General features: G+C 71.7%; 13 protein-coding genes. 4 read left to right on the top strand and 9 right to left on the bottom strand.

Translation table 11 applies throughout. The features are described from left to right. Positions 1-221 precede the first annotated feature (221 nt). The 5 genes from ACGFX4_RS22390 to ACGFX4_RS22410 form a co-directional block, all read right to left on the bottom strand. Positions 222-974 (bottom strand): hypothetical protein, encoded by a 753-nt coding sequence (locus ACGFX4_RS22390; RefSeq protein ID WP_393077140.1) that lies wholly within the window; start codon positions 972-974, stop codon positions 222-224. A gap of 860 nt (positions 975-1,834) precedes the next feature. Continuing rightward, entirely contained in the window at positions 1,835-2,488 is a 654-nt protein-coding gene (locus ACGFX4_RS22395) for a vitamin K epoxide reductase family protein (protein ID WP_393077143.1), read from the bottom strand. Between the two features lie 3 nt (positions 2,489-2,491). Further along, a complete protein-coding gene (locus ACGFX4_RS22400; protein ID WP_393077146.1) occupies positions 2,492-3,298 on the bottom strand; it encodes a DsbA family protein in 807 nt (268 codons plus the stop codon). A gap of 114 nt (positions 3,299-3,412) precedes the next feature. Further along, positions 3,413-4,057, bottom strand: coding sequence for a hypothetical protein (locus ACGFX4_RS22405; protein WP_393077149.1), 645 nt, complete (start codon positions 4,055-4,057; stop codon positions 3,413-3,415). 37 nt (positions 4,058-4,094) lie between these two features. Further along, complete coding sequence (locus ACGFX4_RS22410) at positions 4,095-4,475, bottom strand: nuclear transport factor 2 family protein (RefSeq protein WP_393077152.1); 381 nt, start codon at positions 4,473-4,475, stop codon at positions 4,095-4,097. 127 nt (positions 4,476-4,602) lie between these two features. Between ACGFX4_RS22410 and ACGFX4_RS22415 the strand changes: the two genes are divergently transcribed. Beyond that, on the top strand, positions 4,603-5,460 hold the full coding sequence (locus ACGFX4_RS22415) for a CHAD domain-containing protein (RefSeq protein WP_393077155.1): 858 nt from the start codon (positions 4,603-4,605) through the stop codon (positions 5,458-5,460). A 52-nt stretch (positions 5,461-5,512) separates the two neighbouring features. Here the strand turns inward: ACGFX4_RS22415 and ACGFX4_RS22420 are convergent, their stop codons facing one another. Next, positions 5,513-6,262, bottom strand: a complete 750-nt coding sequence (locus tag ACGFX4_RS22420; protein ID WP_393077158.1) for a uracil-DNA glycosylase — start codon at positions 6,260-6,262, stop codon at positions 5,513-5,515. A 90-nt stretch (positions 6,263-6,352) separates the two neighbouring features. On the opposite strand from ACGFX4_RS22420, the gene ACGFX4_RS22425 reads away from it, so the two are divergent. Continuing rightward, positions 6,353-7,327, top strand: coding sequence for a slipin family protein (locus ACGFX4_RS22425; protein WP_393077161.1), 975 nt, complete (start codon positions 6,353-6,355; stop codon positions 7,325-7,327). Next, positions 7,324-7,746: a CBS domain-containing protein gene (locus ACGFX4_RS22430; protein WP_393077164.1), complete on the top strand. Its 423-nt coding sequence runs from the start codon at positions 7,324-7,326 to the stop codon at positions 7,744-7,746. The genes ACGFX4_RS22425 and ACGFX4_RS22430 overlap by 4 nt, the downstream gene beginning before the upstream one ends. A 117-nt stretch (positions 7,747-7,863) precedes the next feature. Here ACGFX4_RS22430 and ACGFX4_RS22435 read toward each other — a convergent pair whose 3' ends face one another. Together ACGFX4_RS22435 and ACGFX4_RS22440 are read right to left on the bottom strand one after the other, a co-directional pair. After that, positions 7,864-8,757, bottom strand: a complete 894-nt coding sequence (locus ACGFX4_RS22435) for an SGNH/GDSL hydrolase family protein (protein ID WP_393077167.1) — start codon at positions 8,755-8,757, stop codon at positions 7,864-7,866. A gap of 159 nt (positions 8,758-8,916) precedes the next feature. Further along, complete coding sequence (locus ACGFX4_RS22440) at positions 8,917-9,333, bottom strand: PaaI family thioesterase (protein WP_345700452.1); 417 nt, start codon at positions 9,331-9,333, stop codon at positions 8,917-8,919. Between the two features lie 165 nt (positions 9,334-9,498). Here ACGFX4_RS22440 and ACGFX4_RS22445 point away from each other — a divergent pair, with 165 nt between their 5' ends. After that, positions 9,499-10,899, top strand: a complete 1,401-nt coding sequence (locus ACGFX4_RS22445) for an amidase (RefSeq protein WP_393077169.1) — start codon at positions 9,499-9,501, stop codon at positions 10,897-10,899. Positions 10,900-10,950: 51 nt separating this feature from the next. Here the strand turns inward: ACGFX4_RS22445 and pntB are convergent, their stop codons facing one another. Then, the gene (pntB, locus tag ACGFX4_RS22450) at positions 10,951-12,411 is read right to left on the bottom strand and encodes a Re/Si-specific NAD(P)(+) transhydrogenase subunit beta (protein ID WP_393077172.1); all 1,461 of its coding nucleotides are present in this window, start codon (positions 12,409-12,411) and stop codon (positions 10,951-10,953) included. Between the last annotated feature and the right edge of the window lie 2 nt (positions 12,412-12,413).

Consider the following 12,413-nt stretch of genomic DNA (forward strand, 5'->3'; position numbering starts at 1 on the left):
AACACCAGCGCAACGACCAGGAGCCTCGCCTGTTACCCCACCCCTCCTGACCAGCCATTTCACCCTGCCGGGACAGGATGAAAGACGTTCAGTGGTTGCACTCCCGCTTTCCAAAGATGAAGGCCATCCGGCGCAGGCTCATTTCACTCACCAGGCCACACCTTCTCGGGGCGGCGATCAAACTCGTCGCCGTTGCGGTGCGGGCATGCGTCCCATGGCGCTCAGCTTCCGCCCCGCTTGTTCAGATGCCGACGCTCTTCGCGCTCAGAAGCGGGAAGCGCTTCCCTTGCGCGCGCATCGACAATACGAGTCACGAGATGTTGAGCGGCGCCGAAGGTTACGGCCCAGGCGAGTATTTGAGGAGAAGTGTCCAAATCTGTCAGCCCAGGCACGAACTCGCCCCGGATGAGCATGATTCCCACTAGTGCAGAAAGGGCTCCCGCGGGAATCTTAAGTGTTGCCGAGGCGAGCTGAATTCTGTACGGCGCACTGGTTGGCCGTATGCTGTGCAGCGATGCAATTGCAGTAACTGCGGCACCCAGCACGCCGGAGATCTCAATTATTAGGACGTCGGTGGCTGCGGAATTTGGTGTAAAGCTATGGCTGGAGGCGCAGATGTCCTCGCCAAGGGTTCCCGTAAAGCAGAGATTGACGGCGGGTATTAACTCGAAATATAGGAGGATCGTAAATAGTGCCAGCATTAACGAGGTGAGGGCTGTTGAAATGAAAAGAGCGTTTCTAATATTCCTCATTCTTGCAAATTCTTTGTCGCGATTTCGATAGGCCTCCCGCAGGGAACTGAGAAGAACCTGGCGATCCTGTGGGGTCAGGTCCTTTCCGGACATTATCCTGCGACACAACTTTGCCACTCGCTGCCGTTGGCCATTCTCGGGCTCCACGTATGAAAGCAAGGAGCTTAAATGCAACCCGCGGCTCGCGAAACTGGAATCGTCGGCGAGTTGCATGAGCGTCACTTCCGCAGCGTGAATATTTGCCCATGCCCGTTCGGTCGCCCAACCTGATGCAGAGGACCACGGCCAAATGCTCTTGAGGGCTCGCTCGGCCTCCGATAGCAGTCCCTTTGCCCCGTTTATTAGTGCAATTTCAGGACGGTCGTGGGCGCAGCGGCTCTCAAACTCCAGCTGCGATCGTAGATAGTCAATACGTGCGAGCGCGTGGGCGCGCCACGCGGACCTGTGGCGAAGGAAAGTCAACCTTTCGGTCCGTGGTTCTTCGGGTTCTCCGGGGTTTCCATCTGATGGATTTTCGGGCAAACCTGCGCGGCGATGGAATGTTTCCATAATCCCCACCCCCTCGGAGAGATTAGGCTTGATTCCATCATCGATCTAGGCTCTCCCCAGTGCCACCCAGAGCTCAGGGCTCTGGCGTAGTCCAGTAGTGCCAGATCTGCGATCACGTGACTCGATGGAGGATGAGAGGTACTCACGGATCCTGATGCCCCGCTGTTTAGCCCACGTGCGGCAGCCTCTAGGTGCGCCCAGTTGCGCTTGGTGGCTGTTCGCTCTCGGGTTCGCGCCAAGGAAAGGCTGCCATGATCCATGTGTCTCGCGAGGCCCTCACGCCTGCGTTCGCGGCGTCCTCGTGGCCGAATTCGCTGAACAGCAGACGCAGATGTCGAAGGAGTGCGTCAAGCCGTCGGAGCCCAGGTTGTATCCCTGATCGGGACCACACACTGGCTAGTTGGTCCCTGGCCTCGGCATCTTAGTCACGGGCCGATGCTCCATATGCACCTCCTGTCCCAGACGGCCCAGAGTGAGCACGCCGGCGGCCCCCATCTGCGAAACCGCAGGTGGGGGCCGTTTTGCGTGCTGGGTCAGAGGAGGGTGCGCCAGTAGTACCAGAAGCGGTTGAGGATCAGCAGGGCGATGCCCAGGTACCAGAGCGCGGGGGCGATCCAGTGCCAGCGGGCGACGGCGGGCCACCAGCGGGGGGCGGGGATGACGCCGGTGCGGAGGTTGTGCAGGGTGGTGTACCAGAAGAGCGGGAAGACCACGGCCCAGACGACCATGCAGTACGGGCAGAGTGCGCCGATCTCGTAGAGGGCCTGGTTGATCAGCCACAGCACGAAGCCGAGGCCGAGGGTGGTGCCGGCCTGGAGGCCGAGCCAGAACCAGCGGCGGTAGGCGGCGCCGGCGAGGACGCCGGCGCCGATCGCGGTGACGGCGCCGAACGCGGCGAGCCCGATCAGCGAGTTGGGGAAGCCGAACGCCTCGGCCTGCGCGGTGCGCATGATCGAGCCGCAGCTGATGATCGGGTTGATGTTGCAGGACGGCGAGTAGGACGGGTCCTTCAGCAGCCGGATCTTGTCGACGGTGAGGACGGCGGACGCGGCCAGGCCGAGCAGGCCGCCGATCAACAGCAGCCAGCCGAAGCGGCGGCTTGCGGCGACGGGCGCCGCGACGGGCGCCGCGACGGGGGTTCCGTCAGTAACGGAGGCGCCGTCCGTGGCGGGGGTTCTGTCGGTCATGGGTCAGGCCCCGACCGTCTGGCGGATCAGCGCGGTGTACTGGTCGCCGCTCAGCGGGCTGCCGTTCTGGCCGAAGACGTTGAGCTGCTTGCCGTCGAGGACGACGGTCGGGGTGCCGCGGACGCCGCTCTTGTCGAAGGCGGCGGCGACCTTGTCGGCCCAGGGCAGGTAGGTGCCCTCGGTGACGGCCTTGGTGAAGGCGTCGGTCTTCAGGCCGGGCACCTGGTCGGCGAGTTCGAGGATCCGGTTGACGTCGCCGAAGCCGTCCTCGCGCTCCTCGGGCTGGTTGGCGTAGAGGACGTCGTGGAACTTCTTGAACTTGTCCGGGCCCTCGTTGAGCGCCGCTCCGGCGGCGGCCAGCGCGGTGTGCGAGCCCTTGCCGCCCAGGTTGCTGTCGAGGAAGGCGGCCAAGTGGTACTCGATCTTGTAGGTGCCGTCGTCGGCGAGCTGGGTGATCGACTGGCCGGCGCCGGCCTCCAGCTTCTGGCAGACCGGGCAGCGGAAGTCCTCGTACACGGCGAGGGTGTGCGGGGCGTCGGCCTTGCCGTAGACGACCACGGTGCCGTCCGGGCCGGAGGTGTTGGCGGGGGTGACCACGGGGGCGGACGAGGCGGCGGTGGAGCTGCCGCTGTCGGCGGTGGAGATCGCGATCGCGGTCGCGCCGCCCACCACCGCGAGGGCGGCGAGGACGCTGACGCCGATCACCGCCCGGCGGCGGACGGCGGCGGCCTTGGCCTCGCGGCGCTGCGCCTCCTGCAGGCGCTGGCGGGCGGTCGGGCGGTTGTTGCCGGTGTTGGTGTTGTTGCTCATGGTGGTCCGTCGACTCCTCGGCGTACGGGCGCGCGCGGCGCGGCCTCGTACCGGTGAAGGGAAAGGGGGCGCTGGGAGGGCGTCGCGGCCGACAGGTCCGTGGGACGGACGGTGTCAGGCGGCGAGCGCCAGCGCCGGCGGACCGCGCCGGGGAGCGGGGGAGGGGACCACGCCCTGCGGCCGGACGGGGGAGTCCGCGTGGCCGGGCGGGGGGAGGAGGACGGCCGGGCAGGCCGGGAGCACCGCGAGCAGCAGCGACCGCCACGGGGACGGCAGCAGCGCGGCGAGTGCGGAGAGCGCGTCGGCGAGGCCGGACAGCGCGGCGTGGCCCAGGCGCAGCCAGGCGGCGGCGGCCAGCGCGAGCGCCAGGTGGACCGCCAGCACCAGGGCCTGGAGGGCACCCGTGGAGGTGCCGGTCAGGCCGGCCAGCGGCGAGCCGTCGGTGAGCGAGTCGCCACCGCAGACCAGCAGGTTCATGCCGTGGGTCTGCGCGGCGCTGGCGCACGCGTCCTGGCCGAGGTTGAACACGGTGTTGAGCACCAGCTCGACCGGCACCAGGATCGCGGCGAGCTGCCAGAACCGGTGCCGCGCGGAGTCCAGCGCGAGCGCGAGCGCGAAGACGGCGACTCCCGCCACCGCCACCAGCGTGAGCGACAGCGCACGCCCGGTGACCACGACCTGCCCCAGCGCGGCCAGCGGCACGGCGAGCGCGGTGAACACCGCGGCCCGCAGGGCCCTGGTCGCACGGTTGTCGGTCATGGTGTTGGAGTATGCCAGAGGGCGTGTGAAGGCCGTGTCAGAACATCGAGTTGCCGTTCGCGGAGGTGGCCGGGATCACCTGCAGCACGTCCCAGTGCTCGACGATCCGGCCGTCCGCGTCGAACCGGAAGATGTCGATCCCCGCGTACTCCTCGGTCGGCCACACCTGGTGGCAGTGCAGGACCACCAGGTCGCCCTCCGCCACCACCCGCCGGAACTCCACCCGCTTGCCCGGATACTCCGCCGCCATCCGTTCGAAGTACGCGACGAACGCCTGCTTGCCGTCGCCGACGTGCGGGTTGTGCTGGATGTAGGTGTCACCGACGAAGCGCTCGACCGCCTCGGCGGGCCGGCACTCGTTGAACATCAGGTGGTAGAAGGCCTTCGCGGTCGCCTTGTTCTGCTCCGGATCGCTCATGCAGCACACCGTAGGCAGCCGGCCGCAAGCCGTGGCCGGCGGCGCGCCGGGCCGGTCGCGCGCTGTCGCGTGCCGTCGCGTGCCGTTGCCCGGGCCTACGCTGGGAGACGGCGGGAGGTGGACGGCCTTGGCGCGAAGAGTGCGGGGGACGGCGGGGGAGCTGCTGGCCGCGCGGATCCGGGAGCAGGCCGCGCGTGTCCTCGACCTGGAGGCCGCCGTCCGCGCCGACGAGGCCGACTCCGTGCACCAGCTGAGGGTCGCCGCCCGCCGGCTGCGCAGCGCGCTGCGCTCCTACCGCGACCTGCTCGACGGGGACCGCGGCGCGACGGTCCAGCGGCTGCGCGAGGTCGGCGCGGCGCTCGGCGGCGCGCGCGACGGGGAGGTGCTCGCGGAGCGGCTGCTCGCCCAGGCGCGGGAGCTGCCGGCGGACGGCGGGCGGGACGCCGTGCTCGCCGACCTCACCCGGTGGTCCGCCCGGCAGTCGGTGGACAGCCGCCCGCAGGTGCTCGCCGAGCTGGGCGGCGAACGGTGGCGGGACCTGACCCGGGAGCTCGCCGAGCTCGCCGAGGACCCGGGGCTGTCGAAGCGCGCCCGGCAGCCGGCCGGGCCGGAGGCGACCCGGGTGCTGCGCCGCGAGTGGCGCCGGACCGCGGCCCGGGTGGAGGCCGCGCTGGCCGCCGGGCCCGACGGGGCGACCGAGGGCGCCCTGCACGAGGCGCGGAAGGCCGCGAAGCGGGCCCGCTACGCGGGGGAGGCGGTCGGCGAGCCGGCCGCCGGGTTCACCGCGCGGATGAAGACCTTGCAGGACCTGCTCGGCCGGCACCAGGATGCGGCCGTCGCCGCCCGCGCCGTCCGCACGCTCTCGGACGGCGGCTTCGGGTACGGGGCGCTGTACGGACTCCAGCTGGGTGAGATGCATCTGGTCCGCGAACAGCTCCCGGAGGTGTGGCGGGAGGCGGGGCACCGGCCGCCGAAGCTGCGCTGACCTGCCGGGCCCCGGGGGAGTGCCGGTCGGCGGAGGCCGGCGGTGGTGGCGGTCAGCGGAGGCCGGCGGTGGTGGCGGCCTCGGCGAGGAGGTCGGCGAGCATGGCGGGGGTGAGGCGGCCGGTGTAGGTGTTGCGGGGGCTGACGTGGAAGCAGCCGTACAGGTGGAGGGGCGGGCCGCCGTCGGTGGCGGGGAGGACGGCGTGGGCGCCGTGGGTGAAGGCGGGACGGGGGCGGGGCAGCTGCCAGCCGGCGGCGGCCAGGGCGGGGAGCAGGGCCTGCCAGGCGAAGCCGCCGAGGGCGACGACGGCGCGCAGGGTGGGGCGCATCAGCAGCAGCTCGCGGACGATCCAGGGCCGGCAGGTGTCGCGCTCCCCGGGGGTGGGCTTGTTGTCGGGCGGGCAGCAGCGCACCGGGTCGGTGATCCGCACGCCGTGCAGCCGCAGGCCGTCGTCGCGCCAGGTGGAGTGCGGCTGGTTGGCGAGGCCGAGCCGGTGGAGGGTGGCGTACAGCAGGTCGCCGGAGGGGTCGCCGGTGAAGATGCGGCCGGTGCGGTTGCCGCCGTGGGCGGCGGGGGCGAGGCCGACCAGGGCGAGCGGGGCGTCGGCGGGGCCGAAGCCGGGGATCGGGCGGGCCCAGTACTCCTGGTCCAGGTAGGCGCGGCGCTTGGTGCGGGCGGCCTCCTCGCGCCAGGCGACCAGGCGGGGGCAGGCCCGGCAGTGGACCACCTGCTCGTCGAGCTCGGCGAGGGTGCGGGCGGCCTCGGCGGCGGGGGCGGGGTCGACCACGGGCGGGTGCTCCATGGCGCCGATGGTAGGACGCACGGCGACCGGGTACGCGCGGAGTAGCGTGGACGTGGGGTCCGGGGTTCCGTCGGGTCCGAGGTGACGGCGATGATCGTTGTTGACGCGTTGGTGGCGTTGCTGGTGGTGCTGGCCGTCTGCGCCGGGCTGAGCGTCCGGATGGTGCAGCAGTTCCAGCGCGGGGTGGTGTTCCGGTTCGGCCGGGTGCGGGACGAGGTGCGGGGTCCGGGGCTGGCGTGGCTCGTGCCGGTGGCTGACCGGATACGGAAGGTGAACGTCCAGATCGCCACGATGCCGATCCCGGCGCAGGAGGGCATCACCCGGGACAACGTGACGGTCCGGGTCGACGCGGTGGTGTACTTCCGGGTGGTCGACCCGGTGAAGGCGATCGTCAACGTGCAGGACTACAACTTCGCGATGTCGCAGGTGGCGCAGACCTCGCTGCGGTCGATCATCGGCAAGAGCGAGCTGGACGACCTGCTGGCCAACCGCGAGCCGATCAACCAGGGGCTGGAGGTCATGCTGGACTCGCCGGCGCTCGGCTGGGGGGTCGAGATCGACCGGGTGGAGATCAAGGACGTGGCGCTGCCCGAGTCGATGAAGCGCTCGATGGCCCGGCAGGCCGAGGCGGACCGGGAGCGGCGGGCCCGGATCATCACCGCGGACGGCGAGTTCCAGGCGTCGGCGCGGCTCTCGGAGGCGGCGGCGATCATGAGCGCGACCCCGGCGGCACTCCAACTGCGGCTGCTGCAGACGGTGGTGGAGGTCGCGGCGGAGAAGAACTCGACCCTGGTCCTGCCGTTCCCGGTGGAGCTGCTGCGTTTCCTGGAGAGCGCGACCGACCGCAACGGGAAGTCGCCGGTCGAGGCGGTCAAGGAGGTGGAGCGCGAGATGGAGCAGCTCGAACTCCCGGCCCTGGACGAGGTACTGGCCCGCGACCCGCTGGAGCCCCCGGCGGCCCGGGCGACCGTCGACGGGGCCCCGGTGGCGGGTGCGGGCACGGCGGCAGAGGATGGAGAGGAGATGGCGGGGCGATCGGCCACGGACGCGGGAGGCCCGAGATGACCACAGCCGGAGAGATCATGCACGCGGGGGCCGAGTGCATCGGAGACCAGCAGACGCTGGCCGATGCGGCACGGATCATGCGGGAGCGCGACGTGGGCGCGCTGCCCATCTGCGGGGAGAACCAGAAGCTGCTGGGGATCCTCACCGACCGGGACATCGTCCTCAAGTGCGTGGCAGAGGGCCGCGACCCGAGCACCGTCCTGGCGGTCGACCTGGCGGTCGGACGCCCGATGGTGGTCGAGGAGGACGAGGACGCCGAGCAGGTCCTGCGGATCATGGAGCAGCACCTGGTCCGGCGGCTGCCGGTGATCAACCACCCCGACCACAAGCTGGTGGGGATGATCAGCGAGGCGGACATCACCCGGCACCTGCCGCAGGAGCGGGTGGCGGAGTTCGTGACGGCGATCTGCGCGGAGTAGCGCGATCGGGCCCCGAGCGGGTGGGCGCCGGCTGGAGAGGCCGGCGCCCACACCCGCGCGCGGAACCCTCCGGGGCGCACGGCCCGTCGGGGTCGAGGGCGCAGAGCTCGGGGCGGCTCAGAGTTCGGCGAGGAAGGCGTCGGCGATCACCTGGTAGCCGGCGTCGTTGGCGTGGATGTCGCCGCGCGCCATGTTGGTCCACTGCAGCACCCGGGCGACGTTGAGCGGCACCAGCTGCCCGCCGAGCGGGACCATCGGCAGGAAGGCGTTGGTGTCGAACGCTCCCGCCACGTCGGCGGTCGGCACCCGGTGCGCGGCGTCGACCTGCTCGATGACGCCGTTCAGCGCGTCGGCGAGCGGGACCGAGAGGGCGGCCAGCGCCTTGCCCTGGTCGCCGGTCAACCAGGCGGCTAGGAACGGGTCGTAGAGGTTCATGCCGACGATCCGGGTGTGCGGTCCGGCGGCGTCCCGCAGCTCGCCGAGGATCCGGTCGAGGTTGCGGCGGACGGTGGCGATGCCGTTCAGCGCGCACGGCAGGTCGAGGCTGCCGCCACTCGCGCAGCCGTCCACGTCGTTGGCGCCGATGTCCAGGGTGACCACCACCCGGTCCTTGCGGTGCGCCTTCAAGTACGACACGGCGTTGGCGAGTTGGGAGCCCGACCAGGGGTGGGGGTAGCGGCAGCCGCCGTCCGCCATCGAGCCGGAGGTCTCGCCGGGGCAGCCCAGGTCGGTGAAGGAGAACGGGCGGCCCGCGGCGTGTGCGCGGCCCTCCAGGGTGCGGGCCAGGTCCTGGGCGTAGCCGCGGCCCACCACGTGGCCGCCGCCCGGCAGGGACTGGTAGCCGGCGGCGAGCGAGTCGCCGAGCGCCAGGTAGTACTCGGCGGGGTGGTTGCGGGCCGAGGCGGCGGAGTCGGCGGCGGCGGGGGTGGCGGCCGCCCCGATGGTCAGCGCGCAGAGCGCGGCGGCGAGCAGGGCGCGGGCGGGGCGGCGGGTGGGCAGGGCGGTGCGCATGCAGCCTCCAGGTCGGGCCGGCCGGTGGGTGGTTCGGCCCGGCGAGGCTACTGCGCGGTAGGGACGGCGAACAGGGGTTGGACGGCGCCGGTTCGCGGGTGTGCGGCCCGGGGAGGCGTGGACCTCGGCCCGGGCGCAGACCTCAACCGGGCGCGGACCTCAGCCCGGGAAGGCGTACACGGTGGTGGCGTGCGCGGCCGGCTCCTCCTCGCCCTCGGCGCACAGCGTCACCTCGATGAAGCCGAGCCGCCGGCCGAGCTTGGTGACCCGGGCGGTGACCAGGACGTCGGTGCCGACCACGGCGCGCTGGAAGGTGGTGGACTGCTGGATGGTGGTCATCGGGCCGAAGCCGCCGCGGGCCGCGGAGATCGCCACCACGGTCGCGGTGTCGGCCGCGGCCATCAGCGCCTGCCCGGACATGCCGCCGCCCTCCCGGGCGAGTTGGTCGGACCAGGGCAGCCGCAGTACGGCGTGCCGCTCCCCGGTCTCGGTGACGGTGAGGCCGAGGGCCTGCACCCAGGGCGCGAAGTTGTCGGCCAGGATCTTGTCCGCCTCGACGGTGCTGAGAGTCGCCATGGGGGGATGGTAGGGCCGGGCCCGCGCTGTCGGACCCCGTTCGGCCGAGGTCGACGGGGCGTCAGCGGTCGGCGAACGGCGTGGGGGTTCCGGGTCGGAGCCGGGGCGGCCTACACTCCAGCCAACTGTGCGGTATTACCGACTGGTAGCGACAAGGGGGGCCGGATGGCGGCGGAGCGGGTGCACGCGTTCGGGGACGACGCGCTCGGGGAGCACGACGCGGTGGCGCTGGCGGAGCTGGTCCGCAAGGGCGAGGTCGGCCCGGCGGAGCTGGCGGCGGCGGCGGCCCGGCGGGCGCAGTCGGTGGACGGCGCGCTCAACCCGGTGGCGCACGCCGCGTACCACGCGCCCCGGCTGGCGGCGCAGCGCGATGCGCCGCTGTACGGCGTGCCGAGCTTCCTCAAGGACAACGTGAACCTGCGCGGCCTGCCGACCAACCAGGGCTCGGCGGCGTTCCGGGCCGGGCCGGCCCGCCGGACGGCGGGGTTCGCCGACCAGTTCCTGTCCACCGGTCTGCAGGTGCTGGGCAAGACCCGGCTGCCGGAGTTCGGGCTGAACGCCTCCACCGAGTACGCGGCGGCCGACCCGGTGCGCAACCCGTGGAGCACCGGCCACTCGGCGGGCGCGTCGTCCGGCGGTTCGGCGGCGCTGGTCGCCGCCGGGGTGGTGCCGATCGCGCACGCCAACGACGGCGGCGGGTCGATCCGGATCCCGGCCGCGGCCTGCGGGCTGGTCGGCCTGAAGCCGACGCGCGGCCGGCTGGTGCTCAACGAGGACGGCCGCCGGCTGCCGATTGACCTGGTGACGGACGGGGTGCTGACCCGCTCGGTGCGCGACACGGCGGCCTTCCTGGCCGCCGCCGAACTCCACCACCGCAACACCTCGTTGCCGCCGCTGGGCCTGGTCCAGGGGCCGGGCGACAAGCTGCGGAAGATCGGCCTGGTGCTGGACTCCCCGGTGGTGGCCAGTGACGCGGAGACCCGGGCCGAGGTTGAGCAGGTGGCCGCCCGGCTGGAGGCGCTCGGCCACACGATCGACCCGGTGGTGCTGCCGTTCGGCGCCGAGTTCCAGCGGGACTTCACGCTGTACTGGGGCTACATCGCGTTCGTCATCGCGGCCAGTGGCCGGCTGCTGCTGGACCGCGGCTTCCGCGCCAAGGAGCTGGACGGGCTGACGCTGGGCCTGCGCGGCATCTTCACCCGTGAGTGGGCGCGGATCCCGGGCGTGCTGCGCCGACTGCGGGCGGTGGAGGCCGAGTACGCCGGGCTGTTCCGGACGTACGACGCGATCCTGTCGCCGGCCCTGGCGCACACCACGCCGGAGCTGGGCCACCTCAGCCCGAACGTGCCGTTCGAGGAGCTGCTGCGGCGGCTGCAGGACTACGTCGCGTTCACGCCGGTCAACAACGTCTCCGGCGGTCCGGGCATCGCCCTGCCGACCGGGGTGACGGAGGCCGGACTGCCGCTGGGCGTCCACCTCTCGGCCGGGCACGGCCAGGAGCGGACGCTGCTGGAACTCGCCTACGCCCTGGAGACGGAGCAGCCCTGGCGGCGGATCCAGGGCTGAACGGCCCGGAGGCCGGGCGGATGCTCCGCCCGGCCTCCGTGGTGCTCGTTCTCAGCGGCCGACCGCGGTCGGCCTGCGGCCGGCCGCCTCGTCGGGGGCGCCGGCGTCGAGGGCGCGCAGGATGTCCTCCACGCTCTGCTTGGCGTCGCCGAACAGCATGCTGCTGTTCTCCCGGAAGAACAGCGGGTTCTGCACGCCCGCGTAGCCGGAGGCCATCGAGCGCTTGAACACGACCACGTGCTCCGCCTCCCACACCTTCAGCACCGGCATGCCGGCGATCGGGCTGGTCGGGTCCTCGGTGGCGGCCGGGTTGACGGTGTCGTTGGCACCGATGACCAGCACCACGGTGGTGTCGGAGAAGTCGTCGTTGATCTCGTCCATCTCCAGGACGATGTCGTACGGCACCTTGGCCTCGGCGAGCAGCACGTTCATGTGCCCGGGCAGCCGGCCGGCCACCGGGTGGACGCCGAAGCGGACCTCGACGCCGCGCTCGCGCAGCCGGCGGGTGAGCTCGGCGACCGGGTGCTGGGCCTGCGCCACCGCCATGCCGTAGCCGGGGGTGATCACCACCGAGGTGGCCTGGGAGAGGAGTTCGGCGGTCTCCTGGGCGCGGATCTCGCGGTGCTCGCCCTGCTCCTCGTCGCCGCCGGACGGCGCCTCGATGCCGAAGCCGCCGGCGATGACGGAGATGAAGGAGCGGTTCATCGCCTTGCACATGATGTACGAGAGGTACGCACCGGAGGAGCCGACCAGGGCGCCGGTGACGATCAGCAGGTTGTTGTCGAGCAGGAAGCCCGCCGCCGCCGCTGCCCAGCCGGAGTAGCTGTTGAGCATCGAGACGACGACCGGCATGTCGCCGCCGCCGATCGAGGCGACCAGGTGCCAGCCGAGCAGCAGGGCGAGCACGGTGACCGCGATCATCAGGCCGAGGTTCGGGCTGACGGTGAACCAGACGGTCAGGGCGACGAAGGCGCCGAGCGCGCCCAGGTTGAGCAGGTTCTTGCCGGGCAGGACCAGCGGCCGGGAGGCGATCCGGGCGGACAGCTTCAGGAAGGCGACGATCGAGCCGGTGAAGGTGACCGCGCCGATGAAGATGCCGATGAACACCTCGGCGTGGTGGATGGACAGCAGGTCGGCGCCGACCGCGGTCTGCGCGGCGCCGTGCGCCTCCACCTCCAGGTAGCTGTTCCAGCCGACCAGCACCGCGGCCAGGCCGACGAAGCTGTGCAGCACGGCGATCAGCTCGGGCATCTCGGTCATCTCGACCTTGCGGGCCCGCCAGATGCCGAGCACGGCGCCGATCGCCATCGCGATCAGGATCAGCGCGACCGCGCCGGCCGAGATCGACTGCGCGGCCAGCACCACGGTGGCGACCAGGGCGAGGGCCATGCCGGCGATGCCGTAGACGACGCCGGCGCGGGAGGTGCGGTGCTGGGAGAGTCCGGCCAGGCTGAGGATGAACAGCAGGGCCGCGACCAGGTCGGCGGCGTGGGAGGCCGTCGTGGATGTCATCG

This window comes from Kitasatospora sp. NPDC048365 (assembly GCF_043200835.1).
Taxonomy (GTDB): Bacteria; Actinomycetota; Actinomycetes; order Streptomycetales; family Streptomycetaceae; genus Kitasatospora; species Kitasatospora terrestris.

Bases quoted from the DNA above. Each gene is read 5' to 3' on its own strand.
- ACGFX4_RS22395 (WP_393077143.1), bottom strand. From the start codon at position 2,488: ATGACCGACAGAACCCCCGCCACGGACGGCGCCTCCGTTACTGACGGA.
- ACGFX4_RS22400 (WP_393077146.1), bottom strand. From the start codon at position 3,298: ATGAGCAACAACACCAACACCGGCAACAACCGCCCGACCGCCCGCCAG.
- ACGFX4_RS22405 (WP_393077149.1), bottom strand. From the start codon at position 4,057: ATGACCGACAACCGTGCGACCAGGGCCCTGCGGGCCGCGGTGTTCACC.
- ACGFX4_RS22410 (WP_393077152.1), bottom strand. From the start codon at position 4,475: ATGAGCGATCCGGAGCAGAACAAGGCGACCGCGAAGGCCTTCTACCAC.
- ACGFX4_RS22420 (WP_393077158.1), bottom strand. From the start codon at position 6,262: ATGGAGCACCCGCCCGTGGTCGACCCCGCCCCCGCCGCCGAGGCCGCC.
- ACGFX4_RS22425 (WP_393077161.1), top strand. From the start codon at position 6,353: ATGATCGTTGTTGACGCGTTGGTGGCGTTGCTGGTGGTGCTGGCCGTC.
- ACGFX4_RS22430 (WP_393077164.1), top strand. From the start codon at position 7,324: ATGACCACAGCCGGAGAGATCATGCACGCGGGGGCCGAGTGCATCGGA.
- ACGFX4_RS22435 (WP_393077167.1), bottom strand. From the start codon at position 8,757: ATGCGCACCGCCCTGCCCACCCGCCGCCCCGCCCGCGCCCTGCTCGCC.
- ACGFX4_RS22440 (WP_345700452.1), bottom strand. From the start codon at position 9,333: ATGGCGACTCTCAGCACCGTCGAGGCGGACAAGATCCTGGCCGACAAC.
- ACGFX4_RS22445 (WP_393077169.1), top strand. From the start codon at position 9,499: ATGGCGGCGGAGCGGGTGCACGCGTTCGGGGACGACGCGCTCGGGGAG.
- pntB (WP_393077172.1), bottom strand. From the start codon at position 12,411: ATGACATCCACGACGGCCTCCCACGCCGCCGACCTGGTCGCGGCCCTG.